At 68.9% G+C, this 26626-nt stretch carries 17 protein-coding genes; 9 read left to right on the forward strand and 8 right to left on the reverse strand.

All coding sequences use genetic code 11. The features are described 5' to 3' along the window. Window positions 1–38 precede the first annotated feature (38 nt). Complete coding sequence (locus AC5020_RS00925; RefSeq protein WP_464986843.1) at window positions 39–1364, forward strand: D-glucuronyl C5-epimerase family protein; 1326 nt, start codon at window positions 39–41, stop codon at window positions 1362–1364. On the opposite strand, the gene AC5020_RS00930 is transcribed toward AC5020_RS00925, so the two are convergent. Both AC5020_RS00930 and AC5020_RS00935 read right to left on the reverse strand, forming a co-directional pair. Then, window positions 1327–2727 (reverse strand): hypothetical protein, encoded by a 1401-nt coding sequence (locus tag AC5020_RS00930; RefSeq protein WP_464986844.1) that lies wholly within the window; start codon window positions 2725–2727, stop codon window positions 1327–1329. The two genes, AC5020_RS00925 and AC5020_RS00930, sit on opposite strands and share 38 nt — an antisense overlap. Window positions 2728–2924: 197 nt before the next feature. Continuing rightward, complete coding sequence (locus AC5020_RS00935; protein WP_464986845.1) at window positions 2925–3905, reverse strand: hypothetical protein; 981 nt, start codon at window positions 3903–3905, stop codon at window positions 2925–2927. Between the two features lie 345 nt (window positions 3906–4250). Here AC5020_RS00935 and AC5020_RS00940 point away from each other — a divergent pair, with 345 nt between their 5' ends. From AC5020_RS00940 to AC5020_RS00955, 4 genes are all read left to right on the forward strand, one after another. After that, window positions 4251–5570 carry a nucleotide sugar dehydrogenase gene (locus AC5020_RS00940; protein WP_464986846.1) on the forward strand — a complete coding sequence of 440 codons (1320 nt, stop codon included), beginning with the start codon at window positions 4251–4253 and terminating at the stop codon, window positions 5568–5570. 76 nt (window positions 5571–5646) lie between these two features. After that, complete coding sequence (locus AC5020_RS00945) at window positions 5647–6654, forward strand: Gfo/Idh/MocA family protein (RefSeq protein WP_464986847.1); 1008 nt, start codon at window positions 5647–5649, stop codon at window positions 6652–6654. A gap of 68 nt (window positions 6655–6722) precedes the next feature. After that, window positions 6723–7766 (forward strand): hypothetical protein, encoded by a 1044-nt coding sequence (locus AC5020_RS00950; protein ID WP_464986848.1) that lies wholly within the window; start codon window positions 6723–6725, stop codon window positions 7764–7766. 154 nt (window positions 7767–7920) lie between these two features. Further along, window positions 7921–9318, forward strand: coding sequence for a hypothetical protein (locus AC5020_RS00955; RefSeq protein ID WP_464986849.1), 1398 nt, complete (start codon window positions 7921–7923; stop codon window positions 9316–9318). A 25-nt stretch (window positions 9319–9343) separates the two neighbouring features. On the opposite strand, the gene AC5020_RS00960 is transcribed toward AC5020_RS00955, so the two are convergent. The 4 genes from AC5020_RS00960 to AC5020_RS00975 form a co-directional block, all read right to left on the reverse strand. Continuing rightward, on the reverse strand, window positions 9344–12184 hold the full coding sequence (locus AC5020_RS00960) for a heparinase II/III domain-containing protein (protein WP_464986850.1): 2841 nt from the start codon (window positions 12182–12184) through the stop codon (window positions 9344–9346). A gap of 82 nt (window positions 12185–12266) precedes the next feature. Further along, window positions 12267–14342 carry a glycosyltransferase family 4 protein gene (locus AC5020_RS00965; protein WP_464986851.1) on the reverse strand — a complete coding sequence of 692 codons (2076 nt, stop codon included), beginning with the start codon at window positions 14340–14342 and terminating at the stop codon, window positions 12267–12269. A gap of 113 nt (window positions 14343–14455) precedes the next feature. Continuing rightward, window positions 14456–15709 (reverse strand): UDP-N-acetyl-D-mannosamine dehydrogenase, encoded by a 1254-nt coding sequence (wecC, locus tag AC5020_RS00970; RefSeq protein WP_464986852.1) that lies wholly within the window; start codon window positions 15707–15709, stop codon window positions 14456–14458. 173 nt (window positions 15710–15882) lie between these two features. Beyond that, the gene (locus AC5020_RS00975) at window positions 15883–17562 is read right to left on the reverse strand and encodes a hypothetical protein (protein ID WP_464986853.1); all 1680 of its coding nucleotides are present in this window, start codon (window positions 17560–17562) and stop codon (window positions 15883–15885) included. Between the two features lie 205 nt (window positions 17563–17767). On the opposite strand from AC5020_RS00975, the gene AC5020_RS00980 reads away from it, so the two are divergent. Further along, the gene (locus AC5020_RS00980) at window positions 17768–18883 is read left to right on the forward strand and encodes a polysaccharide deacetylase family protein (RefSeq protein WP_464986854.1); all 1116 of its coding nucleotides are present in this window, start codon (window positions 17768–17770) and stop codon (window positions 18881–18883) included. A 113-nt stretch (window positions 18884–18996) separates the two neighbouring features. Here the strand turns inward: AC5020_RS00980 and AC5020_RS00985 are convergent, their stop codons facing one another. Continuing rightward, on the reverse strand, window positions 18997–20919 hold the full coding sequence (locus tag AC5020_RS00985) for a glycosyltransferase family protein (RefSeq protein ID WP_464986855.1): 1923 nt from the start codon (window positions 20917–20919) through the stop codon (window positions 18997–18999). Between the two features lie 203 nt (window positions 20920–21122). Between AC5020_RS00985 and AC5020_RS00990 the strand changes: the two genes are divergently transcribed. Next, window positions 21123–22031 (forward strand): DUF6270 domain-containing protein, encoded by a 909-nt coding sequence (locus tag AC5020_RS00990; protein WP_464986856.1) that lies wholly within the window; start codon window positions 21123–21125, stop codon window positions 22029–22031. A 401-nt stretch (window positions 22032–22432) separates the two neighbouring features. Here AC5020_RS00990 and AC5020_RS00995 read toward each other — a convergent pair whose 3' ends face one another. Then, window positions 22433–25036: an S-layer homology domain-containing protein gene (locus AC5020_RS00995; protein WP_464986857.1), complete on the reverse strand. Its 2604-nt coding sequence runs from the start codon at window positions 25034–25036 to the stop codon at window positions 22433–22435. Between the two features lie 254 nt (window positions 25037–25290). Between AC5020_RS00995 and AC5020_RS01000 the strand changes: the two genes are divergently transcribed. Both AC5020_RS01000 and AC5020_RS01005 read left to right on the forward strand, forming a co-directional pair. After that, window positions 25291–25806 carry a DUF2243 domain-containing protein gene (locus AC5020_RS01000; protein WP_464986858.1) on the forward strand — a complete coding sequence of 172 codons (516 nt, stop codon included), beginning with the start codon at window positions 25291–25293 and terminating at the stop codon, window positions 25804–25806. A gap of 5 nt (window positions 25807–25811) precedes the next feature. After that, the gene (locus tag AC5020_RS01005) at window positions 25812–26618 is read left to right on the forward strand and encodes a cytochrome c oxidase assembly protein (protein WP_464986859.1); all 807 of its coding nucleotides are present in this window, start codon (window positions 25812–25814) and stop codon (window positions 26616–26618) included. Window positions 26619–26626 lie beyond the last annotated feature (8 nt).

Here is a 26626-nt window from a genome sequence, read left to right on the forward strand (position 1 = left end):
AAAGGCATTGACCCGGAAGAGCCGGGAGAGGGGACACCATGAACGAGAACACCGAGTACATCACCAACGAGGCCGAGGTGGGCTTTCCTCCGCTGCAGTCCTCGCGCAAGGCCGTCTGGGCGTACTACCGGATCGAATTCTTGCCGGACGGGTACCCGGGGCGAAGGACCGGGGATGAACTGTTCGCCCACCCGATCTACGGTCCATATGTGATCGCGGACTACGTGCACCAGTACCGGGTCACCCAGGACCGGGCGTACCTCGACGCCGCGAAGAAGGTGGCCGACGCAGCGGTCGCGCACATGACGCCGGTCGGTGACGGGCTGGCCTTCATCTACAGCCAGGAGAAGACGAAGGTCTCACGCAAGAAGGGGTCCTGGTACAGCGGCCTCACTCAGGCTCGGTACGTCGACGTGTTCAACAAACTGCTCGCGCTTCCCGAGACCGAACGATTCCGGGAGCCCCTCTCGGGCATCCTCAGGAGCCTCGAGGTGCCCGTCGAGGAGGGGGGCGTCGCGGAGACGGCGGACAACGGAGGCCTCATCATCGAGGAGTACCCGTCGCTCGCACCCGACTGCACCCTCAACGGATGGACGACAGCAACCGTCATCCTTCGCGATTATGCGAAGGCCAAGGACGACGATCAGGCGTGGGATCTGTTCCATCGGTCCGTGCAAGGCCTCGAGAGCCTCATCCCTGTCTACGATGTCCCCCAGTACGCGACCTCGCGGTATAAGTTGAAGGGTCCTGCGGCGATCCGGCTCCAGGCCGAGGGCACGGACGTGACCGTACGCTCCGTTCAGGTCGACATGCCCGGGGCAGGGACATTCGATGCGAACGCGGACCTCGACCCGGGTGGTGAGGCCCTCTCGAGGGGACCGCGTCGGATCAAGCAGGGCTACAAGCAGTCCTTCACCGTTCAGCTGAGCCGTCGGACCTTCCCACGGCCGAACATCGTCCGTTTCACGATGGAGGCGACGGGGGAGGGGACCGTCAGAGCGTTCGTCGGCGACAACGTCTACGATCCGCTGACGAGTCTGGTGGTCCCGGAGTTCGAGAACGACCTGGGCACCTTTCCCGTCCGCGAAGGCACCAACGTGGTCGACGTCCCTGTGCCGTGGACGGAGGCCGAGATCATCGCGTATCCGACGAACTTCGGGAAGGCGATCGCGGGTCGCCAGTTCAATCAGTACCACTGGATCCACGTCGATACTCTCTCGAAGATCGTCGACGAGACCGGCAGCGACATGCTCCAGTACTACCGGGATCGTTGGCAGCGGTTCCCGGAGAAGTGGGCGAGCATCCCCGAATATCAGGATGAGCGGATCACCCTCGAGCGCTTCGATCCGAAGAAGCATAAGTAGGAACGCCCGCGTTCATCGCGAGGATCTCGGACGCCGAGAGGACCGTTGCCCCGAACGCCTCCCGGGGAGGGTGCCGGTACGCCATGGAGTTGATGCGACGCTTGATCGTCGAATCCCATGGGGCCAGCGCTCCCCACGCACCTGGGAAGGTGTTCGTCCGGCCCCTGTGCGGAGCATCCTTCGCATCGCCGGGGAGCCATCTCACGGTGGAGATCCCCCTGTCCGCGGCCATGAAGAACCGGCGGAAGGAGAGCGCCACCGACGTCAGCGAGGCGTCGGGGACGAGGGTGTCGTCGATGGCCTTCCACTCGGCGAGCGCCCGCACCCGCATCGTCGCATGGGAGCTGTCCTCGCCGCGAGGCACTGCGGGGATCGAGCGCTCGGCCATCGGCTCCTCGCGCGTGACGCCGAAGAAGGTCTCGCTGTCCACCGGGTAGTAGAACCAGGGGTGGCGCAGGGCGCCTGCTTCATATGCGTCGATCTCGCCCAGGAACCTGCGCGTCAGCGACTCGCCGAGGTGTCTCAGTCCGCTGTCCTGCCGCTGATCGCCCAGGATGAGGAACGAGGTCGCGGCGTCGACGACGTGGTTGTGCGGCAGTTCCAGGCCCAGGCGACGGGACGGGAAGTCCTCGAGGGTGACGTACCAGAACTTCCCGGCACGGGTGCGGACCTCGTCGTCGTGGACGAGGAGCGCACGTTGCGCAGCCGCGAACAGCTCTTCGGGAGCGATGTCGGAGTCGACAGTGCGTGGCGGTGCAGACTCGAGTTCTTCTCCGGCGGCGATCAGTGAACGGGCGATCAGCCCGGTGTGGACGAGATGCGCGGCGTGTTGGGTCCTGAGGTTGAAGTCCCCGGCGGCGAGCCCCGTGAGGTCGACAGGGGCCGGCAGTCCCCGCATGAGAACGGCGAACGAGGCGCTGTATCGGGAAAGGACATCAGGGAGGTAGTTCTCGTCGCGCGGGAGGAGCGATGCCACGGGGGAGGACCATGTCCGCCCCCCGTGGCGGACGGCGCGCACGACCGCCGTCGTGGCGCTCGGCCTCTCGATGATCAGTCTGTCAGCGGTGGCCTGCAGTCGGATCGGTGCTCCGCCGATCGACCCCACGACGGCGTCCCCCGCGGTGTAGCGACTGCCTGCGGACCACGCCGGGATGCACTGCCCGCGCCAGTTCTTCACGTCACGTGCTTCGTCGGTGCGCTCGACCATGTGCTGAGCCCACGTGGCGGCCTGACGAAGGTGCGCGGGGTCCCCGGTCACCCGCCAGGTGAGGCAGGCAGCACGGATGAGCAAGGAGACGTCCCAAGCGAAGTGTCCCTGCTCGTTGGAGTCATAGGCCGGCTCGCTCGCGATCTTCTCGCTCATGACGTCAAGACCTCGGCGGGCGAACTTCTCGTACGCTGCACGGACGTCGGCGATCCTGTGACTGGCCGGGCCATCTACGTCGAACGGTACGGAGTCGTGGTCCATTGCTCTCTTTCGCCGTTCTCTGCGGGAGGACGCCCATCCCTACAATCGATCCCGGAAGACTATCGTGCCGGTATCGGACGATCTGGTCTCTCTCACCGGGCACGAGTCGTGACGACGGAGTCCGTGCCGTCGGCGTGGACGACGGCCGGCGTCCCCGCAAGGTTCTCGACCTGGACGACGAGCACCACGGCCTCCGCGTCGTCCGGGACCTTCTCTGCCATTCCCTGCTGTCGCAGGGTCCAGGGCACGTGATGGGTGTTGTAGTCGACGGCGAGGGTCTCGTCCCAGTAGGTCGACGTGGAGATGATGCTCCCCTCGGCGTCGAGCCAGCGGGCGATGACGCGGACGCGCACGGTGGAGGATTCCCTGCCGGTCATCGATGCCTCGCACTTGTTCTTGCCGGTATCCCGCGATCCACCGACGACGGTGCATGAGGTCAGACGCACCGTCGTGCTCATCCTGTCCAGCCTGGCGGGATCATCGACCTGCACGCTCAGGACGTTCGTGACCGTGCGGGGCTCGAGCAGCGTCGCGTCATCCAACCGGTGCAGAGCGGGGACATGAGTGCCATCGGTCGGTTCGAGCCGCAGATCGGCCTGGAGCGGAAGTGCCTTCACGCCGTCGTCAGTGGCTTCGATGAAAGGCGCCGAGGCGAGAAGCGAACACTCGAGCTCCTCGCCGGTGCCCGGTGTGAGCGCCTGGCCCGAGACATCGCCGCCACGGGCAAGGAAGAGGTTCGTGCCGAGCTTGCCGTCCGTCTGCATCTCGGCGGGCTCCCCTCCGCTCGTGCAGCTGACTCGGAATGACACGAACGCCGCGAGCGCGCTCGATGAGGGAACCGCGCCCACACCGACATCGAAGTACAGCAGCGACGAACCGCCGGTCTCCACGGCGGGAACCGTGACCGTATCGACGACGACGTCCTGCGCACCGAACGTCAGAGGCACCTCGCTCGGCCTCCGGTCCGCAGCATCGGATGAGTCGGACGGGCCGATCCCGGCGGCCCGGTCATCGGTGCCCTGGCCCACGAGCCTGTCGACCGCGAGTGTCCCGACGACAGCGACGAGGATCACCGCGATGGTGTACGCGGCCAGTCCGACAACACGTCGCCCCGGAGCGGGTGATGTGTCCGGCTCGTGCGGGGGCCCTGGCGATGGGAAGAGATCGTTCACGCGTCCTCACCCTAGCGGGGCGTGATCGTTGCACCGCTGGGCGGCGGCTCGATCGCTCACGCAGGACCGGGTCGATTGTCGGTTCGCGGCGGCCCGAGGGCCCACGTCGCTCAGGAACGGCAGCTGCATCATCGTGTCGCCCCACTGCTGCCGATGGGCGCCTGTGCACAGTGGAACGGGGAGAACGCAGTATGGTCGGGCTGGCATTGCTTGTGCGTACCGACTGCACGGATCGAGAGGTTCATCGTGAAGACTGCTGTTGTGGCTCTGGGGAAGATCGGGCTGCCGTTGGCGGTGCAGTTCGCCGATGCGGGGCACGAGGTGGTCGGGGTCGATGTGAATCCCCGGCAGGTGGAGCTGATCAACCAGGGCATCGAGCCGTTCCCCGGCGAGGCCCACCTCCAGGAGAAGCTCTCCGAACTCGTCCCCGCCGGGCGCCTGCGGGCGACCACGGATTACGCCGAGGCGATCCCGGGCGCGGACGCGGTGGTGATCGTGGTGCCCCTGTTCGTCGACGACGCGACCTGGGCACCGGACTTCGCGTGGATGGACGCCGCCACCCGGTCCCTGGCCCAGCACCTCACCCCGGGCACCTTGGTCTCCTACGAGACCACTCTGCCGGTGGGAACGCTGCGCACCCGGTTCGTGCCCATGATCCAGGAGATCTCGGACCTGACGGAGTCGAAGGACTTCTTCGCGGTGTTCTCCCCGGAGCGGGTCCTGACCGGGCGGGTGTTCGCGGACCTGCGGAAGTACCCCAAGCTCATCGGTGCCCTCTCGGCGGAGGGCAGAGATCGGGCGCGCGCGTTCTACGAGTCCGCGCTGACCTTCGAGCAGCGGGCGGACCTGCCGCGCCCCAACGGGGTGTGGGACCTCGGCTCGCCCGAGGCCAGCGAGCTCGCAAAACTGGCCGAGACCACCTACCGCGACGTGAACATCGCCCTGGCCAACGAGTTCGCCCTCTTCGCGCAGGACCACGGGATCGACGTCTACAAGGTGATCGAGGCCTCCAACTCCCAGCCCTACTCCCACATCCACCAGCCGGGCATCGCCGTCGGCGGGCACTGCATCCCCGTCTACCCGCGCCTGTACCTCTCGACCGATCCGAACGCGACCACCGTGCGCACCGCCCGCACCTTGAACGCGTCGGTGCCCTCGCACCTGGTCGAGCGTGCCGCGAACCTGCTGGGTTCGCTGCAGGGCCTGAAGGCCGTGGTGCTCGGCGCGTCGTACCGCACCGGGGTGAAGGAGACCGCGTTCTCCGGCGTGTTCCCCGTGGTCGAGGCGCTGCGTGAGCACGGCGCCGAGGTCGCCGTCCACGACACGTACTACGACGACGAGGAGCTCGCCGGATTCGGCTGGGCCCCGTACCACGTGGGCGAGAGCGCGGACCTGGTGATCGTGCAGACCAACCACGCCGAGTACCGCGAGCTCTCCGCGGCCGACGTGCCCGGCATCAAGCTGATCATCGACGGGCGCAACATCACCACGGCCGAGAAATGGGCCGGCACCCCCCGACTCGTCCTCGGCGACGGTTCCACCTCCACCCACCAGCAGGACTCCTGACCGTACAGGCGAACCGCCAAGCAGCACAGAGAAAACTCGACGTCGTGGACACGGCGGGAACGACAGGAGCATGAGCGTGGCGACCACGAACCTTCGGGCCGGACTGATCGGCCTGGGCATGATGGGACGCCATCACGCCCGCAACCTTCGATCGGTGGACGGCGTCGATCTCGTCGCCGTCGCCGATTCCTTCGGTGACCCGCACGGGGTAGCGGATGACCTGGAAGTCCTGCCGGACGTCGAGGCCCTGATCGCTGCCGGCATCGACTACGCCGTGGTCGCCGTGCCCACCCAGTTCCACCTCGACGTGGCACTGGCCCTCGCCGAGGCCAACGTGCACTGCATGATCGAGAAACCGCTCGCCTTCGACATCGGCGAGGCGGAGGAGATCGCCGAGGCCTTCGAGGAGGCCGGTCTGGTCGGCGCCGTCGGCTACATCGAGCGCTACAACCCGGCGCTGCAGGAGATGCGCAAGCGCATCGCGGATGGCCAGCTCGGACAGATCTACCAGATCACCACCCGTCGGCAGGGCGCCTTCCCGGCCCGCATCCGGGACGTGGGCGTGGTCAAGGACCTAGCCACCCATGACCTTGATATGACCGCCTGGGTCGCCGACTCGGAGTACGCCACAGTCGGCGCCACCTCCACACGGCGCAGCGGCCGCGACGACGAAGACATGGTCTCGATCACCGGCCGCCTGGCCGACGACACGATCACCAACCATCTGGTGAACTGGCTGTCACCGTTGAAGGAGCGCATCATCGTGGTGACAGGGGAGAATGGTGCGCTGATCGGAGACACGATCAACGCCGACCTCATCTTCCACGCCAACGCCGAGACCTCCAACAACGAGTGGGAGTCGATTGCATCGTTCCGCGGAGTCAGCGAGGGCGACTCGATCCGCTACTCGCTGCAGCGTAAGGAGCCGCTGCGTACCGAGCACGAGGCCTTGCGTGATGCCATCAACGGCGACGTCTCGAACATCGTCACGATGCGTGAGGGTCTCCACACGGTCCGTGTCGTCGAATCCGTCCTCGAATCCGCTCGGGACCAGAGCATGGTGGAGATCGCACCGTCCCGCTGAGGGATCGCGGCAGGTCATCGCCTACACTCAGCCCCTGCCCTCGATGACGACAGCCATCCAGGAGAGCGATGCCGGAACGACCAGGAGATCACGGGCGGCGGCGTGCTGGCTGGGTGGCCGGCGCGCTGATGACCGTGCTGCTCGTGGTGGTCGTGGTCCTGCTGGTCTGGCGTCCACCCGCTGACCTCTCGCTCCCGAACGCCCCCGCCCCGAGCGACACGTCGGCCCCCATGGACGACGATCCGGTGGTCGCGCGGCAGACGGCGTCACTCACCGTCCCCGAGTCCCTCCGACTGCCGGCCCGGTCCTTCGAGGCGGAAGCCGGCCAGACGTATCTGGTTCAGTTCCGTGCCGCGATGGAGAAGCCACCGGGCTCCCAGGGATCGGCGATGTACTTCGGGGCGAGCCTCGCCTGCGGAGGAGGCCCGGACGGTGGCACGCTGCGGTCCGTCGGGGGGACGCAGAACGTCCGTACGGGGGAGCGGGTCGTCATCACGAACCAGTTCCTGCTCAAGGTCGAGCACACCGGCACGCACTCCTGTCGCCTCTCCGTGAACTCCCCGAACGCCGAAGCGGCGGCCGCGGGCGTCACCGCCGAGGTGGACTCGGTCTGGTTGGCCCACCGCGTCGAAGGGGAGGCGTTCGAGGCATCGGCGGAGGAGCGCCTGCCCAGAGTCGTCGCTCCCAGAGAACGGGCGGCGGTCTTCCGGTTCGAGCTGGATCACGAGGGAGATCCCGCGGTTCCCGAGCAGCTGCTGAGCACCGTGCACCTCACGGCTTGCACCATGGTCAACGGCTCCATCGAGGACGGGCAGGCATGGTGCGAGGCCGGGGAGACGGACGCCCGCGGCAGCTCCCTCGAGCTGACGTACCGCGAGGACGTGCTCCGCAGCGATGGCGAAGTCTGTTCCAGCCGGTTGCTCGCGTCGCACGACACGCAGATCGCGAGGCTCACCCACCATCAGGTCTTGGACACCACGCTCACTACGACCGATCCGCCCAGCAGCTGCGGCCCCACCGTGCGCTACGTGGTCGCGGTGGCGAACGACGGTCCGGCGCCCCTGGTCGTGCACCGGTCCAACACGACCTTGATGGTGCTCCCCAGGCAATAGACTTGATCACCGTCGGCAGAGCGGGAATCGGATCGGTGCAGCCGAGAGGGCGCTCTGCCGCAGCTTTCCTCGGAGCGCGCAACGTCCCCGAGGCCGGGATGCGTCTCCGAGAACACGCGACACCTCAGGAACTCGTAGGGCAAGGAGTCGAAGCATGGGTTGGCGTGACTATCGCCTGGGGTTCATCGGTGCCTCCCGTCGCCACCGTTTCGCGGAGCCATCGACGGTCAGCGGATGGAACCGTGTGCTCACCCCCGGCTTCAAGTTCTTCATCCATCCCGAGGCACCACTGCGCCGGATCGAGGATGCGGAAGGCCGAGTCGTCCTCGTCATCGGCGATGTGGTGGTCGCGCATGGCCGGCACCAGCTCGATGAGCTCCTGATCCGCGTCGCTGCCGGTGAGCGGGAACCCTTGGACGACCTGTCCGGTCGCTTCGCCCTGGCGGTGCTCGACGGTGACGGCGGTCAGATCATGCACGACCCGCTGGGGTCTCAGGCGGTCTTCAGAACTCTGGGGCCGGAGCCCGTCGTCTCCTCCCATTCATCGCTGATCGCCGCCTGTGACGGCCTGGCCGTCTCGTCACGGCTGACGCGGTACATGGCGACTGAGGAGTACCGCGCGCGCACGACCCGGTTCTTGCCGGGAGATCTGTCCCTGTACGAGGAGATCGTCCACCTCGTTCCCAACAACGAGCTGGATCTCCGCACGGGACGAACGCATCGGTACTGGCCGCGGGAGAGCATCCCCTCCAGCTCGTTCGAAGACCTCGTCGAGGTCTGGGACGGGTACTTCCAGGCGTACGCCGGCTTCCTCCAGCGGCACTATCGCCCGGTCATCGGCCTGACCGGGGGCCTCGATTCCCGTGCGGTGATCGCCGCGCTCCACAGCATGGGCGTGGATGCGCACTACATCACCTGGGACAAGATGCCGGAGGACGAGGCAGTGCGGATTCCTCGACTGGCCGGGCATCTGGGCGGCCGACATTCCTGGGTGCGCATGGACGAGCGTCCGACGGGGACGGAGATCGACGAGATCAGGCAGGCGGCACGATCTGCCACGGGACTCACTCGAGGAACTCCGCTGCTGCCCGCGCAGATCGCCCAGGTCGTCTCGTCCCGGGACCTCTTCGTCAAGGGGCTCGGCGGGGAGGTCATGCGGGGGCCGTTCAATTCGCGCGTGAAGGCGCATCTGCCCTCGGACGACCACGAGAGTCTTGCGTACGCCCTGTATGCCGGAAAGATCCGCCTCACGGCGGGAGCGGAGTATGCGAAGACGACGCGTGCCGCGATCCGGGGGTACCTGGAACGCGCGAACTATGGCGCCGATCTGCATGGCGCGGACGCCGGGGACCTCATCTACTGGGAGCAGCGCATGGGCACCTGGACCGCGATCCAGCATGCGGAGTTCTCCGTCGTCCTGAACTCCCACTCCGCGATGAACAGCCGGAAGCTCTTCAGCACCGCCTGGGGACTGCCGGACGAGGAGCGCTTCGGTCCCGCACTGCTCCATCGGCTCATCGAGCGCTACGACCCCAAGCTCGCCGCCCTCTGATTCGACGCGGGCGGGGCGAGTCGGCTCACAGACTCCCGTAGACGGTGCCGAGCATCTCCCGGTACTTCTCGTTCGAAAGGGACCGGTGGCCCTTGCCGAGGTCGTACTCGAGGACGGAAACCCGCTCCGGGTGACCGAGCTTCGCGAGGTCGGCGAGGAGCGGCTTCTCGTGCTTGGACACATGGAAGTCGTCGCCGGTGTTGGAGACGATGTACGTCCGGGGCACCTTGCCCGTCGCCCTCATGCGCTCGATCGCCGAGATGCGCCTCGTGAGTGCCGTGGACGTCGGGCCCTGCTTCCGGCCGAAGGCCGCCTCGTACGCGGGTTGGACGAGGCGGGGAAAGTACTGCCTCAGGTCGGTCTGCGGGCTCATCGCCACGACGACCGCGTCCTCGATGTGCGCTCCGGCGTGGAGCGCGGCGAACCCGCCGCCGGAGTTCCCCACGAGGACGATGTTCGTCACCCCCAGCGCGGAGGCAGCCGTCGTGATCGTCTCGGCGATGATCGGTGCCAGGTCGGTCTCCTCCGTGCCGAGGTACCAGGCAAGACTAAGATCCGCCGAGAGATCGAGGGTCGGATCCGCGATGGACATGGTGGGACCGGCGCCCATCTCGATCTGATAGCGCCACCGCTGGAAGATCGGGAGCCGGGTGCGCCCGCGATCGATCGCTCCATGGAACAGGACGGTGAGAGTGTCGCCGGTGGCCGGATCGAGAGCGAAGGGGAGTGCCAACGGGCCCGCGTCCCGTGTGTGGATCTTCGGCTCACGGAGGTGCTCGGCGAGATCGGGCGTCCCGGCATGGCCGGCCACGGGCAGCGGATAGAAGGTCGGCCGCCAGGAGGACATGCCGCCCCAATTGACCAGGCCCGTACGGTGCCGCGGGACCTCTTGGGAATGTGCGCTCCGGGAAGTGACCAACATGTCTGCAGTGCAGGCGCGGGCGCCGAGGTCGACGTCCGGCGTGAATCCGAGCTCGGCCGCCCTCTGCAGGAGCGCGTTCGCGCGAGCGCGTCGCCCGCCGGGCGTCGCCTCCCAGCTGTCCCTGCGGTTCTCCGTGACCAGCTCGAGCAGTTCCCTCCGCCGTTCCGGCACGAGGTGCGACGGCTTCTCTCCCGGACGGAGAACGGCCTGCGGTGCGGCGGGAGCGCCGTCGGAGCCGTCCGGCTCCGGGAGGCCGAGCGGGAACTCGAGACCAGCCTGCGAGACCTCGACGATCTCGCTGAGACGATGCGTCGTGACCCGCAGCAGGACTGCACCTCTCCGAGCACCGGGGAGCGTCTCGATCCTCGGGTGGTCTCCCTTGCCCGCGGCGATCACGGTGATGAACCGGAAGTGCGTGCCGTGCTTGCGGGCCAGCACGGCGGGAGCCGGCTTCTTCGTCTTCCATCCGGTCGCGACCCAACCGTCGAACGGTTCCATCCGGCCCCGCACCGTGGACAGGTCCGTGGCGGTGCCCGTGAAGCAGAGGGCGGCATGGTGACCTTCGGCGTCGAGGGCGACGTGATTGCGAGAGACCGTCGCGGTGACCTCATGACCGAGCTGCCAGCGCTGGACCCCGGTGATCTCGCCCGCCGACTGGAACGCGTCGATGACGACGAGATAGTCCCCGCTGACCGAATAGCTGACGTGCCGGCGCAACCTGACGCCGTCGTACCCGTCGTCATCGAACATCCAGTGGTGGAAACGCGGCTCGACCACGCGCTTCGTGAGCGTCACCGTCGATCCCGGGCGGCGCGGGAGCCCTTCGACGTAGGCGAGGCTGTGGGCGTCGTGGGAGAGGAAATGGCTGCGGGGAATGCTCTTCCCGTACTGATACTTCCCGGGATCGACGACCCAGTTGACGGTATCCGCACTGAAGGTGAGCGATCCACCGTCGGGGTGTCCGTGCACGCGGTCCGATCGCCCGAAGCTGACGGAGTAGAAAGTCTCCTCCTTGAAGGACTTCTCTGTCTCTCCCCATCCGCTGCGGGCGAAGAGGTAGCCGGCGTCGTACACCTTGACGAGATCCTCGGGGGGCTCGCCGAGGGCGCCTTCCGAGGACACGTAGTCGGTCACCGGCGTCCGGACAGGCCGGGGACTCCCGCCGTCGGTGTCTCCGATGGAGACGAAGGTCCCGTCCGGGCGCGTCGCATGAGCCAGTTCCTCCGGCGCCAGCTCCAGCCGTTCGGCGCCCGGAGGGCGGGCGACTCCCTCCACGTCGAGCCGGCGGAAGACCTTCTCCCACCACAGCCGGTTGGCGTAGTGGTACGCGATGGCGCCCTCAGCGTTGACACCCTGCTCGTCGTACTGCTCGGTGAAGAGCTCCCCGAGTCGCGAGACGGCGAGGTTCGTCGCTGCGTCATCCCCGAGCATCCGGGCACACACGAAGAGCGCCTGGTGCTGATGCAGCGCATGGTTCGAATGCCCGAGATGGGCCGGGTCGGAGAGCCAAGCGAGATGATCGGCGATCGCCCGTTCCAGCCACTCGAGATCCTCGGGGGAGCGGTCCCGGACCAGGGGAGCGGCGACGCAGAGCTGGAGCGCCCGGATCCCGTCGACCATGTCCTTCCAGGCGTACGGCGAGCGGGGCCGGTTCGAGGGGTTCTTCTCGACCCAGTCGCGGACGTACCGGATCCACATGTCGAAGGCCTCGGCATTCCCCGAGACGGCGGCGCGGCGCAGCGGATCCAGCCAGCGGAGCATGTGGTACTGGTGACGCCAGTTGTTGTCGTCGAAGGGGTCCGCGCGCCAGTCGATGATGGCCGGTAGCTTCCACGTGGGGTGCGGCGAGATCGTCACGGACCCGCCCAGGAGCTCAGCGACCGCCTCGGGACGGAATGCGTATCCGAATGCCTGCCGCTCGGAGACGGCGAAGTCGAGACTCATCGGGGTCGGGCCTCCGGGGATAGGCGAACCGCGCCCACGACGTCGTGGGCGGGGTCCAGGGTCGTCAGTCGGTTAGTTCGGCTCAGTCGGTCAGTTCGGCGTAGGCGTCCGCGATGATCGTGGCCAGCTGCTTCCAGTCGCGATGGGTCTCCACCCATTCACGGGACTGGGCGCCGATCGTACGGGTCAGCTCCTTGTCGTCGAGAAGCCGGGTGAGCTGCTCGATGAGCGACTCGGCGCTGCCCTTCTCGTGCAGGAAGCCGTTGAGCTCCGGCGTGATGATCTCCTTCAGCGCCGCGACGTCGGAGGCCACGATGGCCTTGCCCATCGCCATGGCCTCGAAGGGCTTCAGCGGGGAGACCATCTCGCACACCGGCAGCGGCAGCCGCGGGAACGGCGTGATGTCGACGAGCGAGTAGTAGCTCTCCACCTCCTCATGCGGCACCCGGCCGGTGAAGGTGATGACATGGTCGAGCTCATGCTCCTGCACCCACGCCGTGAAGCGTTCGAGCTCCGCGCCGTCCCCGACGATGAGGACATGGAAGTCGTCGCGGGTCCGGTTCAGAACCTCGGCAGCCTCGAGGATCAGCTCGATCCCCTCGTAGTCGAGCACCGAGCCCACGTAGCCGATCACCGTCTTGCCGGCCACGCCGAGCCGGGAGGCCAGCTCCTCGTCGCGCGGGATCGGGGTGAAGCGGGAGGTGTCGACGCCGTTGGGCACGACGCGGATCTTCTCCGCGTCGACGCCGCGGGAGATCATCTCCTCGCGCAGCGCCTCGGTGATGGTGAAGACTCGCGTCGCGCCCTTGGCGGCGTCGGCCTCCATGCGCGCGATGTACTGGAACATGTTGCTGCGGGCCCACTCGGGGTTCCGCGAACCGCGCGTGACCTCCCAGAGACCGCGCACCTCGTAGATTGAGGGGAGGCCCAGCTGGCGCGCCGTCTTGACGGCGGTGAGACCGTTCCAGTGGTTCGACGCCGCATGGAGGATCGCGGGCCGTTCCTTCTTCGCGAGGTCCAGCAGGGCGCCCGAGTACCGCTCCGTGTAGTAGTAGAGAGGGTTCTTCTTCTCGATCTGCCGACCGGTGAGCAGACGGCGGTAGTCGACGTTCCCGACCACCTCGTGCATCGGCACGTCGGGGATCTCGGCCTTGCCGGGCATGTCGTACGGGTATCCCAGGCGCGTCACGCCGTCGACATCCCAGCCGATGCGATTGAGCTCCGAGAGCAGCCCGTGGGTGCGGGTCGCGTAGCCGGCGGAGTTGTGCGGCAGGGAGTTGTGCAGGAGGTAGAAGACCCGGTGCTGCTCCGCCTGGTACGCCGGGGTCTTCCGCATCGCCGGGAAGGGGAAGCCGGTCTTGCCGAGCTGGTAGTTGCTCACGGCATTGCGCTGCACCTCGTTCTCGAGGTTCTTCGCCCAGGAGTCGTTCGGGTGGAGCGTGCGGTAGGCCCGCAGGTACTCGATGAGCTGCTTCTGCTTGCCGGCGGTGCGGGCGCGGCGGATGGCTCGCCGCAGCGCGTTCATCGGCACCGCGCGCGGATCGGCGTCCTTCAGCAGCGCGGAGGCCACTTTGCGATTCCCTCGGGCGAGCGCCACGGTGAGATGGGCGCGCATCAGATCGTTCGCGCCGAGCCCCTGGCCCGCTTCGGCGAGGGTCTCCTCGGAGAACGACTGGTCGGCGTAGGCCGCGTTGAGGGCGAGGATCGCCTGGTTCACGGGATCGCGCGACGCCGCGATCGCCTCCAGCGCCCGGTCGAGCTGATGCGGGATCGCGTAGTCCAGGGCGGCGCGATGCGCCTCCGGGTGACTCGGCAGATCCTCTTCCAGGCGGCGGAGCGCCCACGCGCTGCGGGCAGTGGGAAGGTCGAGCTCACGAACCAGCTCGAGATAGAGCTCGAGGGCATCGATCTGCGCGCCGTTGCGGGCCAGGGACAGCCCGAGCACCTCCTCGGCGGTGCTGCCGCGCGACTTCCCGATCAGGAAGCGCGCGTACTCGAGCGTCACGGCGCCGTCGAAGCCGGAGGCCGCGGTCGCCTCGCGGAATGCCGCGAGAGCGCTCTCGGACCGGTCAGGGCGGTCGGCCGCCGCGCGGGCTTCGTTCAGGACCTCAGCGCCACGAGCCCTGCTCGCGCCGTCGGCCGCACGGGCGCCGCTCACGGCGCCAGCCGCGCGCGCATCCGAGGACGCGGCCGGCACGGGCGCAGCCGTCGTCTCACGGGCGGTGCGGGCGGCGGCGCGAAGTCGTCGGTACCTGCTCGAGATGCCGTCGTTCACCGCCACAGCCCCTTGGTGTCGATGACGATCTTCTCCTGCAGCAGCTCGCGGTCGAGCTCCCTGAAGGGGTCGTGGTCCACCAGCAGGAGGACGATGTCGGCGCGCTCGAGGGCCGAGTCGAGATCGGCCAGCTCGACGTTGTCGCGCTCGGCCAGCTCCTTCGGAAGCTCCTCGACGTTGGGCTCGACCACGAGCACGGTGCCGTCGGTGAGCCTCTCCGCAAGATCGCCGGCGATGGTGCGGCTGGGGGACTCGCGCAGGTCGTCGATGTTCGCCTTGAAGGCGATGCCGAGCGCGGCGACGGTGGGGTTCTTGAACCGCTCCGCCTTCTCCAGGACCTTCTCGAGCACGAGCTGCGGCTTGGAGTCGTTGACCTCGCGAGCAGTGCGGATCAGGTTCGAGAACTCGCGGTCCGCCGAGACGATGAACCACGGATCCACGGCGATGCAGTGCCCACCGACGCCCGGTCCGGGCTGGAGGATGTTCACCCGCGGATGGTGGTTGGCGAGCTCGATGAGCTCCCACACGTCGATGCCCTGCCGGTCGGCGATGATCGACAGCTCGTTGGCGAACGCGATGTTCACGTCGCGGAAGGCGTTCTCGGTCAGCTTGGCCATCTCCGCGGTCCGGGCGTCGGTGATGAGCAGCTCGCCCTTGCAGAAGCTCGCGTAGAGGTCACGGTTCAGCGCCGCGGCCTCCGGCGTCACGCCGCCGATGATGCGGTCGTTGTCGACCATCTCGATCATGATGCGGCCGGGCAGCACACGCTCGGGGGCATGGGAGAAGTACAGGGAGTTGGGGAGGTTCGGCTCCAGGGTGAACTCGGGGCGGGCCTCGAGGATCACCTCGGCCATGCGCTCGGTCGCTCCGGGAGGGGCGGTCGACTCGAGCACGACCAGCTCGCCTCCGGAGAGCCGGCGGGCGATGCCTCGAGCGGCCGCCTCGATGTAGGAGAGGTCGGTGTCGTGGTCACCGGTGAACGGGGTGGGGACCGAGACGATGTAGGCGTCGGCCTCGGGGGTCTCGGTCTGGGCGGAGAGCTTGCCCTGGGCGACGACGCCGGCGACGACCGCCTCGAGCCCCTCCTCGACGAACGGCACCGTGCCGGCATTGATCGCGTCCACCGTGGCCTGCTTGACGTCGACGCCGATGACCGTCTTGCCGGCCTGGGCGAGGACCGCGGCGGTCGGCAGTCCGATGTAGCCGAGGCCGATCACACCGACCGTGTTGAGGGGGACGTTCGGACTCATCAAGTTCTCCTGGGCACGGGGACGGGGACGCGGGGGACCCGAGGGCCTCGGTCACGGTATCGCCTCGGGGTACGACGAGGAACTAGGAGCGGCGTGGTTGTCGTCCAGGCAACACTTGATGGTTCGTGGACGGTCGGAGTGGTCGTCACCACGGTCGGGGGCGTGCTCGCGGGTCACGAGACGGGCGCGTCGGCCCCGCCTCCGTCCGACGGCGCGGGCGACGGCGCGTCGGCCGCATCGAGCTTCAGCATCGTGACCGTCCCCGGGTCGCTCGGCACCGTGAGTGGCTGCGAGCGGGCGAGCGGGGCGCCGGCGAATTCCCCCGTGACGGGGACGGGATCCGCCAGCCAGCTGCGCGTCGCGTCGAGCGATTCGCCGGAGAGCCGGGACCCGAGCGTGAGCTCCCATCCGTTCGGGGCGATGGCCTCGGCGCCCTCCGGCGCGCTGATCTCGACCGGTCGTGTCATGTATGCACCGTTTGACGGATCTCGCAGGTCGACGATCATGATCGCCAGTTCGCCGTCGTCCCCCAGGACGGCGTGCACGGAGACCAGCCCGTCACCGCTGACCGTCGGCCTCAGCACCGTGCCCTCGGGGAGCCCGCCGAGCATCATGAGCGCCAGATAGCTCGTGCGGCCCTGGACGATCTTTCCCGGCTCCTCCAGGGTCCCGCGGGCGCAGATCGGGCTCATCGGGGCACCACCCTCGCAGGCCTTCAACGTCGAGTGGAAGGCGGTGCGCTCCACCCCGAGCTCGGCGAGCGTCATCGCGTAGTCCACGGTCCACAGTGCTTGGGCGTGGGTGCGGGAGGTGTCGTTGGCGCCAGGACACGAGGTCGGGCCGGTCTCCTCCATCCACAGCGGCAGGCCGTGCTGCTCTGCGACCTCGGCGCCCATCCCGACGATGCTGCGGGCGCGCTCGCGAATCGCGGGGGAGGTGAGATCCTCGACGGTGGGGTTCGCGATGGAGGACGCCGGCCCCTCGCAGTTCCACAGCGGGTACCAGTGCAGGCTCAGGGCCCGCTGGTTCGGGATGCCGGACTCCGCGAACGCGCGCCACCACGGCGCGTCGTACGCGCCGGGCCCGGCGACCGGCAGACCCGGGGCCGCCGTCTCGAGGGCCGCGGAGTACTCGGTGAGCGAGCGCTGGTACGTCTCCGGGGTCCACGTCGCGTCGCGGACCGCGAGTTGGGGCTGGTTCGCGTGGAAGAACCCGTTGGGCTCGTTGCCGATCGCGACCGCCAGCAGGCGGTCCCCGAACGCCTTCTGGGCGTGGGCGGCCATGTCGGCTGCGCGCGCGGGGTCGTCGTGCCCGAGATCGAGGTCGATCGTCACGGTCGCGTCGACGTCTTCGGCGACCGCGGCGACACGCTCGAGGTCTTCCGGGGTGACGGTCGCCTGGGCCCATTCCGGGGCGGGCTCGTCGGAGGAGGTCCACCACACGTGCCGGTCGATGCCGTTACCCCCGAAGCGCAGGGCAGGACTGCCCAGTTCGTCCAGGGTCAGGGCGAGGTTCGAGTCCTCCGAGTCCCACATCGGGGAGGCCAGCTCGCGGGCGTCGAAGCTGAGGCCGACGGTTCCGCCCGTGCGGGCGGCGCCGTCCTCGAGCACCAGCCGCGTCGAGACCGCGCTGCCCTGGGCGCCGGCCGGATCTGTCATCGTGAATCCGCCAGGGGAGGGGTCGTGACCGGGGAGGAACAGGGTCTCGGAGTCCGGCGGCTGCGGGGCGGTCGTCGCTGTGCTTCCGGGGTCTGACGACGGCAGCGTCGGGCGCAGGGCGAGGGCACCGATCACCAGGAGGAGGACGACGACGAGGGCCCCGGCCCCGCTCATGAGCCAACGGCGTCGAGTCATCTCGTCCCTCCCCCTGGTGCGCGGTGAGCCAGCCCCGCCCCGGGGCACGACCACCAAGGATGGCAGAGCTGGAGACCGAGGCGGCCTCAAGTGAGCGATTCGCCTTTACTGCCGGTGTGAGGGGAAGGGCGGTCGTCTCAGAATCGGTGACCTATTCGTGGCGCAACGAGACGCGAGCCGGGAGGCGATCAGCGAGAATGCTCGTGTGGCAACAGAGCTGTTGAACGCGTCCCGGATGAACCGTGGCACGCTGCCGCCGGGTGCCGACGCTGATCACTTCATCCCCGCGCGGCACGCGGGCCTGTGGCACATCGACTCGGCCGTCGCTGAGTCCGTGATCGGGCTGCCTGCCGACGCCTCCGGGCAGCAGGGAGAATTCCTGGTCCTTCAGAGCACCACCGGCGTGCAGATGTTCTTTCCGTACGGCTGCGACGGCGCCTCGTGCGGATACGTCCGCAAGCTGCTGGACGCTGTGACCGACGAGTGGAGCGAATGGTCGCCGTGGGAGCCGACCAGCGGAGACGACCTCACTGCCGTGGCGCAGCACGAGATCCGGCGCGCCCAGTTCACCAGCTTGATGGGAGGACCGATCAGCACCGGCGGCCGTGCCGCGGTGGCCCTCCGCTGTGACCACGGGTTCACTGGCTTCGCCGCCAAGGTGCTGCCCGCCGTTCGGGCCCGTGGCATCCAGGTCGCCCAGGCGTACAACCCCCGCAACTGGCACCGTGCTGAGAACGAAGGTGTGACCGCTGATGACCTGAACGGGTGGGTCGCCGCCGGCGACGTGGAGATCATCAACCACTCGGCGAATCACCTGCCCGCCGACACGAAGGCCGCGCTGTTCGATCAGATTGTGAACGGCCTCGCCGAGATCGAGGCCGAGGTCCCCGCTGCCGCCGGCACGGTGTGGGGATTCGCCCCGCCCGGCGTGTCCTCCGGCAACTACGGCGGGTTCAATGACGGGCGCACCCCGAAGCGCTGGGGCACCTACGCGGGGCGCCTGATCCTCCAGCACCACGCGATCGGATTCGGTTATCTGGCAGGCACCTCGCAGCGCGTCCTCGACGGCACCCCGCGCGACGGACAGGGGCACGTCACGATGAACCGGCAGAGCGTCGCCGGCCTGAAGGCATCGATCGACCAGGCGATCACCAACCGGACGGGCCTGCAGCTAATGCTGCACCCCTCCCAGCTCGACGCGACAGGGAACCTCTCGACGGCGCAGTTCCTTGAGGTTCTCGACTACATCGCCGCCATGCGCGACGCCGGCCTACTGGTCACTCTCTCACCGTACGAGATGCTGCTCGCCGACTCGACGTAGGTCGGCCTCTGCGAGCGGACGTTGGTGCCGCCGTTCTCGGAGACCGCTCCCTGACGGGTCATGCACAAGCTGGCGAGAGCACCGCTCGTCGGGGAGCCCGAGGCCGGGAGACCTCAAACCATCACATGGGCGTCGTTGCGCCCGAACCACGCCACATCGCCGGTCGCCAGCAGCTCCCGGTCGCTCGCGGACCACGCGTGGCCGCCCACCTCGCCGTGGCGCATCTGGGTGAAGTTGAAGCGGTCCGCGGAGTAGACGCGGCCACCCGCCGCGACGACGGCCTCGAGGAAACCGGTGTCCTCCCCACGGGAGACGTCCGCGAAGGGGTGGGTCACGAAGACGTCGCGGCCGGCGGTGACCGTCGGTCCCATCACCCGGTCGGTGAAGCGATGCTCCATCCAGGGAAAGCGCAGCAGCGTCGCATCGGTCCCGGCCAGATACATGTAGTGGGCGTGCTTGCCCACCACGTCGGCCCCGGAGAACTCGCGCGCCCTCAGCAGATCGTGCAGGTAGAACTGGCCGTAGAGGTCGTCGTCGTCCATCTTGGCCACGACCTCCCCCTCGGCCCGCTCGATCGCGGCGTTCAGGCACGCGCCGAGGCTCCAACTGCCGGGGACCTCGAGGACCACCACGTTCTCGACGCCGAGCTCCCGCGTCCGCTCGGCGGTCGCAGTGGGGGACGCGAAGCCGTGGGTGACCAGCAGCAGCTGACGCTCCACGCCCGCTTGTCCGGCCACCTGGGAGACGAGATGTTCGAGCTGCTCGGGCCGGTTGGTCGCGGCCATGATGCTCACAGTCGGCAGACCCGCCCCGCCGGGCAATCCGATCTTCCCGGCCTTCCCCCCGAGGCCGACGGTATCGAGCACCTGGCGGGCGCGGTGGGTGTAGGTGTGCTCATGCCAGACGCGGCGCTGGGCGAGGTGCACGGTGCGGTCGCGCAGCTCGGGGGAGCGCACCAGCGCCCGCACCACCTGCGCGGCCTCCTCCCGTTCGCTGACCACGGGGACCTCGTCCTCGGTGAAGAACTCGCCGATGGCGGGGGAGGGGGCCGAGACCACGGGCGTGCCGGAGGCGGTGATCTCGAAGATCCGGCGGGCGCACATCGACGGGCTCGTGGTCACGGAGTTCACGTTGAGGAACACCTTGTACGCCTTGTAGGCGGTGAGCATCCGGTCGTAGCTGAGGGATCCCACGACGCGGTCGGCCAGCGCGCCGGGAAACTGGTAGCGCTCGTCGTCGCCGAGGAAACGGGAGAAGACCTCCAGGCCCTTGCCCATCCGCGCCGAGGCGTCCAGCGCCCCGCCGAGCAGCATGTCCATCTGCTCGCGGCGCTCGGGGAACTTGTGCGCGAAGTACATGCCGGCGAAGGCGACGTCGCGCGCCTGGTGGCCGTGCTTGAGGCGGATCGGGTTGTGCACCGCGGACTGCGCCGCGAACGGCAGCACCGCGACCCGGTCATGGCCCAGCTCCTGCCGGTAGCGCGGCAGGAGCGTCACGTCGGTGGTGAAGACCTGATCGAACAGCTTCGCGGTGGGCAGGAAGTCCTCGAAGTGCGGCGGATCCTCCTTGTTCCAGAAGACCGTGGGGATGGCGTGCTCCCGGCAGTGGTCCACGAGCTCGCGCAGCGGCTGAGTCGGGGCCTTCGAACCGGTGAGCTGGTACTGCCAGAGGTCCCGGTTGCCGTGCCAGGCGGACTCCACCAGCAGCAGGTCCACGGGAGTTTCGGAGAGCTGCTCACGCCACCGCTGCGGGGTGACGGCGACCGTCTCGAACTCGTGGCTCCAGGCGAGCATCGAGAAGTCGTCGAGAATCACCGCGGCACGCAGGCCGGTCAGGTGCGGGGCGCGCTCCGGGAGCTTCAGGGGTGGGAAGGACAGGCGCCCTTCACCGTCGAAGCTCCCCACGCCATCCCCCACTCCGTAGGTGACGGTGCGCCGACGCTGCTGCCACGTGCGCAGCTGGCTGATCCCGCCCTTGCGCAGATGCCACAGGCCGGTGCGGATGGTCTGCAGACGGGACGGGGACTGCGCGGGCATGGGCACCTCTGGGCTGGGGAGCGGACGGACGGGCGTCTCATGGTCCCACGGTGACCTGCCTCGCAAAGCGTAGGCGGGCGGTCGGGATGGGCTGTCGGGCGCGCCACAGGGCGGGGGTTGGCCGGGGGCGGTCGGAAGTGGCGGCGGTACCCTGGCGTCTGCTCCGGCCAGGCCGGGGCGTCAGAAGACGCGGGAGGAGAACCGTGACCCAGCAGCCGGCCGACAGGACGCCCGTGCGCGTCACCGTGTACGGCAGCTGTGTCGCGCGCGATTCCGTGGACCTCGCCGGGCACGGCCGCCTCGCGGTCGTCGACTACATCGCCCGCCAGTCACTCCTCTCGGCCGGCCACGACCTCTCCGCCAAGTTCCCGGCCGATGCGCAGGTCGCCCACCGGTTCCAGAAGCGGATGATGGCCTCCGACTTCGCCGGTGACGTCGAGACCCGCGTCAGGAGCGTCCGCGGCCGCACCGACATCCTGCTGTGGGACCTCACGGACGAGCGGCACGGGGTGCACGTGTTCGACGACGGCACCGTGGTCACCCGCAGCATCGATCTGATCGCCGTGCCGGAGGCGCTCGCCGTGGTCGAGGACGCCCGCCACATCGCCTTCGGGACGGATGAGCACTTCGCGGCGTGGGCCGAGCGTGCCGATGAGTTCCGCAGGAACTTGCGCTCGATGGGTCTGTTCGGACGGACCGTCGTGCTGCACGTGCCGTGGGCGCGGACCACCGTCGCCGGACAGACGACGCCGGCCAGCATGGGGACCAGCGCCGACGAGGCGAACGAGGCGTACCGCCGCTACTACGACCACCTGCGCGACATCGGCTTCTCCATGCTCGAGTTCCCCGAGGACAAGGTGCTCGCCGATCCCGAGCACCGCTGGGGGCTGGCACCTTTCCACTACACGCAGGATGTGTACGAGGAGATCGTCGACAGGCTGCTCGCACAGCTCGGCCGCGGCGAGTCGACGTCTGGTGCGACCGCGGAGGACGGCGTGGCGGCGAGCGGTCCTGCTGCCGGGTCAGCGCCGGCTGAGGATGAGTCAGATGGCGGCAGGCACGACGCGAACCCGTCGGCTGCGTCATCGAGCGACGCGGATAACGAAGAATAGGTTTCCCGCGAGATCAGGATTGCTCGAATAGCTCGGACGGCCCTGTCGCGGTCCGAGGAGAGAGCCTATTCCGTCGTATCGCTGCCGGAGCGCCGCCATGGCGTCCCGCTAGACGGGCTCGAGTGGCCGATACGTGACATCTCACCAGCTCGTGGAGGTGCCTGTCCAGAACGCCCGGATGACAGCCTCGCGACGCCGTCCTAGACGTCTTCCTCCGCGCTGTCCTGCCGGCGCCGCTCGCAGGACAAGACGGTGGCTCTCCCATGTCCTCCGGCGTTGTCTCCAGCACCCGGTCGAGCTCGAGGATGTCTTTCGCATCGAGCAGCTGGAAGGTGCGCGCGAGCACCGCGAGCCATTCGCGGATCTCGGGCGCGCCAGGACCTCACGCGGAGGTGCGTTCTTTACCGCCGCTCCCAGTGCCACGGCTCGTTCCTCGCCTGCCACGAGGTCTGCCCGAAACCGTAGCGGGAGGCGTTGGCGACCAGCCACCGGTGGGTGACGTCCCCGCGGGTGACCTGGATATCCACCGCGCCCCGGCGGGCATCGCCGTGCGGCGAGGTGCCCGCGAAGGCGGCGGTGGGCCGGCCCAGCGCCACCAGCAGCTGGATCTGCCGGTCGATCGGACGGTAGGCGTCGTTGAGCGTGAACGTGCGGCCCGTGGCGGCGGTGAAGGCACGCTGCATCGCGGTGAACGCGGCGGCGGCCTGGTTCGGCAGCGTCCAGTTCGGGGCGATCACCGTGAGCTGGTTCGCGGCCAGCCGCCCGTTGCTGCCGTCAAAGCGCTGGTTGGGGACCGACATGATCCTCGCCCACGTGCGCATGTCGACGATGCCGGTGGCCGGCAGGCCCTGTTCCCGCTGGTAGCGCATCACGGCCGCGCGGGTCTGGGGGCCGAACTTCCCGTCGGCCGTGGCCCCGACCTTCACCTGGACCGCGTACACGTCATCACCGCGGTCGCCGGAGGCCAGGGTGCGGTAGCTGATGCGGGTCCCACCCGAGACGGTGGTCGGCGGGGGCGTGTTCTGGAAGGTGGGGGAGGTGAGCTGGCCGCCCTTGAAGCTCTGGTAGGTGATGCCGGAGCTGCCGGTGCGCTGGTTGCCGATCGGGGCGCCGAGGTAGCTGCGGACGCCGCCGAGGGACCGGTAGTTGTCGTACATCGCTCCGGCGACGACGAACGTGAACCCGTCGGTGGAGTAGATCCCGCCCTCGGCGAACTGCAGGGCGGTGCTGCCCGCCGCGGAGATCTGCGGGGTGATGGGCATGCCGAAGGCGGCCTGCCCGCCCCGAGCGTCGTAGAGGCGCTTCGCCTCACCGCGGAGGATCACGGCGGAGTTCGACGACGGGGAGTACAGCACCGAGCCGCCGGCGAATTCCTGCCGCAGCCCGGAGCCGTAGCGGTACTGATACCCGGAGGGCTTGCCGATCAGCGAGCTGCCGCCGTGCGAGGCCCAATGCGTGCCGGTGGGGCCGCTGGTCAGGCCGCGCTGGGAATCCGGGCCGAGCACGACCAGGCGGTGCATCATCACCGCCATCGCGTCACGGTGGATGCCGTCCTGCGGGCGGAAGCTGCCATCGGACCAGCCGGTGGTGACGCCGTTGGCGTAGCCCCAGGCCATCGCCCCGTAGTGCTGTGTTCGCGGGGTGACGTCCGTGAACGGCGAGCGGGACGGGGCAGGCACGCCTCCGCCGAAGGAGCGCTGCATCATCGCCAGGGCGGCGTCGCGATCGATCGAGTCCAGCGGACGGAAGGTACCGTCGGACCACCCGGTGGTGATCCCCTGCTCGGCGGCCCAGGAGATCTCGCGGTAGTACATGTTGTCCGTGCCGACGTCGACGAAGCGGCTGCGCTGAGGAGCCACGTACCTCGTGGGGGCGTGGACGCGGTAGATCATCGCCACGAACGCGTCGCGATTGATGTCCTCGAGCGGGCGGTATGTGCCGTCGGGCCAGCCGGTCGCGTAGCCCTCGCGCTGCATCCACAGGATCTCGTCGGCGTACATCATCCCGGCTGGGACGTCCGTGAACCCGCGACGCGAGCTCGTCGCGGTGGCGCTGAACGCCCGCTGCTCGACGAGCATCGAGGCGGGCAGCGCGCCCGGCCCGTCCAGGAGCAGGTCGCCGGCGGCCTCGGGGACATCGGCGGGGTCCGCGGCGACGTCCTCGATGCTGTCGGTATCGCCCAGCACCTCCTCGTCCTCGACGTCCGCCACGAGCTCCTCGGCAGGGTTCTCGTCCTCGCCGTCTGTCGCGGGGTTTTCGCCGGCGTTCTCCGTCTCGGCGTCCGCCGTGGTGTCTTCGTCGGCATTCTCATTCTCGAGCTCCACCGCGACGTCCCCGTCGGCATCTTCGTGCCGCGGATTCTCGGGGTCGACCGGCGCGGTGGTCGAGCCCGTGCCGGCGGCGGGGACGGTGTCGTTCTCCTCGTCCTCCGTGGACTGGGCCGGAGCGTCCTGGCCGGTCTCATCCGCAGCGCCGGCCGGGACGTCCCGGTCGGTCTCGCTCTCAGGGTCCCGCGGGCGCGTCTGATCAGCCTCGCCCGAAGCGCGCTCTGGCGGAGCCTGGCCGGATTCATCCCCAGTGACCTGCAGGGCAGTCTGACCGGCTTCGCTCAGCGGCACCTTGTCGGCTTGTGCCGCGGCCCGGCCGGTGGTGTCCGCGGCTGCGTGCTCGTCGGCAGACGCCGTCTGCTCGTCCTCGTCGTCGTCCTCGCTCTTATCCGTCGGTTTCGGCGCGGCAGGCGGCGCGTCTTGGGCGTCAGCTGCGCTCGCCGGGGCCTCGGGCGGTGCCTCGCTCGGGTCGCCCGGGCCGTTGTGGGTTTCGGTCGGGGCGTGCTGCGCCTCCGGCGCGGCGACGGCATCTGGAGTGGCAGAGCGCGCGGGCGGGGATGCCTCCTCGGCGTGGGCGACACCGGCGGTGATGGTCAGCCCGGCGAAGGCCAGAGCGGTCCAGCCGACGACACGAACGGGGCGGAGACGGAATATCCGGGCAGGGGAGGCCAGAGGCATAAGGGCATCATTCCGAGATGGGCGCAGCGCACCGAGGTGGGGGAGGGGCCGGGGCGCCACAGGGGGCCAGCCGACAGAACGAACAGTAATGGCCCGGTCCGCCCACCGGCAGGGCATTCGGTCACGGTTGGGTGTCGGTGCATCACCATCTGCGGCCTCGGCGCGGAACCGCTCGGTCATGACCGTTGCCCGGGGTGTTGGCGGCCAGAACAATGAGCGCATTGTTCGAGCGCCGCTGACCGGAGGAGGCCACGATGAGCGCTGCGGAGCCGGGCGCACGGCGCGTCGCCACCGGCGCGCGACGCCACGTCGCACCGGATCCGGACCGTCGGACTGTGGCCTCGGGATTCCTGTTCGGCTGCGGGATCGCGGCCTCGATCATCGATCTGTTCATCTTCCATCTGGTCCTGCAGTGGCACCACTTCTATGACCTCTCCACCACGCGCGTGGCGTTGACCGCCGACGGCTTCTTCCATGCGGTGGCCTGGTTCATCACCGTGTGGGGGCTGTTCCTGCTGGCCGACGTCCGCCGCCGCGCCGAGATCAGGTGGTTGCGCTGGAGCGCCGCCGTGGTCACGGGCATCGGGGCGTTCCAGCTCTTCGATGGGGTCGTGGACCACAAGCTGCTGCGGATCCACCAGATCCGCTACGGCGTGGACCTGCTGCCGTACGACGCCGTCTGGATCGGCTCCTCCGCGCTCGTGCTGGTGATCGGCGTGGTGATGCTGTGGCGCACCCGCCCCGTGCGCCCGACCGGCACTGCCGGCTGACGGCCATGGACCACGAGCACGACCATGACGCGGTCGCCGCGTCGGACGTCGCGTGGGCGCTGTTCGAGGTCAGCGTCAGCGTTCTGCTCGTCGCGGCTGCCGCGGCGTACGCGCTCGCGCTGTGGACGAGTCGCGGCCGCAGCCCGTGGCCGGCCCGGCGCAGCGCGGCCTGGTTCGCCGGGCTGGGGTGTGTCGCGGCAGGGCTGCTCGGCCCGCTCGCCGCGGCGGCCCACACCAGCTTCACCGCGCACATGGCCGGGCATCTGCTGGTAGGGATGCTCGGTCCTTTGCTGCTGGTGCTCGGCTCTCCGGTATCCCTGGCGCTGCGGGCGCTCCCGGTGGCGGGCGCGCGGCGTCTCTCTCGACTCCTGCGCACTCAGGCGATCGGTGCGGTCACCCATCCGGTGAGTGCGGCGGTCCTCAATGCCGGAGGGCTGTGGCTGCTGTACACCACGGCCCTCTATCCGCTGATGCACTCCTCGGCGCCGGTCCACGCGCTCGTGCACACCCACATCGTGTTCGCCGGCTATCTCTTCGCCGCCTCGCTGATCGGGGCGGATCCGAATCCCCACCGAGCCTCGATCCCGGTGCGCTCGGCAGTGCTCATCGCGTTCATCGCGGCCCACTCGATCCTCGCGAAATGGCTCTGGGCCAGTCCGCCGGCCGGCGTCGCGCCCTATGACGGCCGGGCGGGCGCGCAGCTCATGTACTACGGCGGGGACGCCGTCGATGTCGCGCTCATCGTGCTGCTGCTGCACCGGTGGTACGTGGCGACCCGGCCCCGGGCCGGCGCCGCGGCGCTGGCTGGCTGAGCGGCGCC

It is taken from the genome of Brachybacterium sp. SYSU DS0246 (assembly GCF_059391765.1).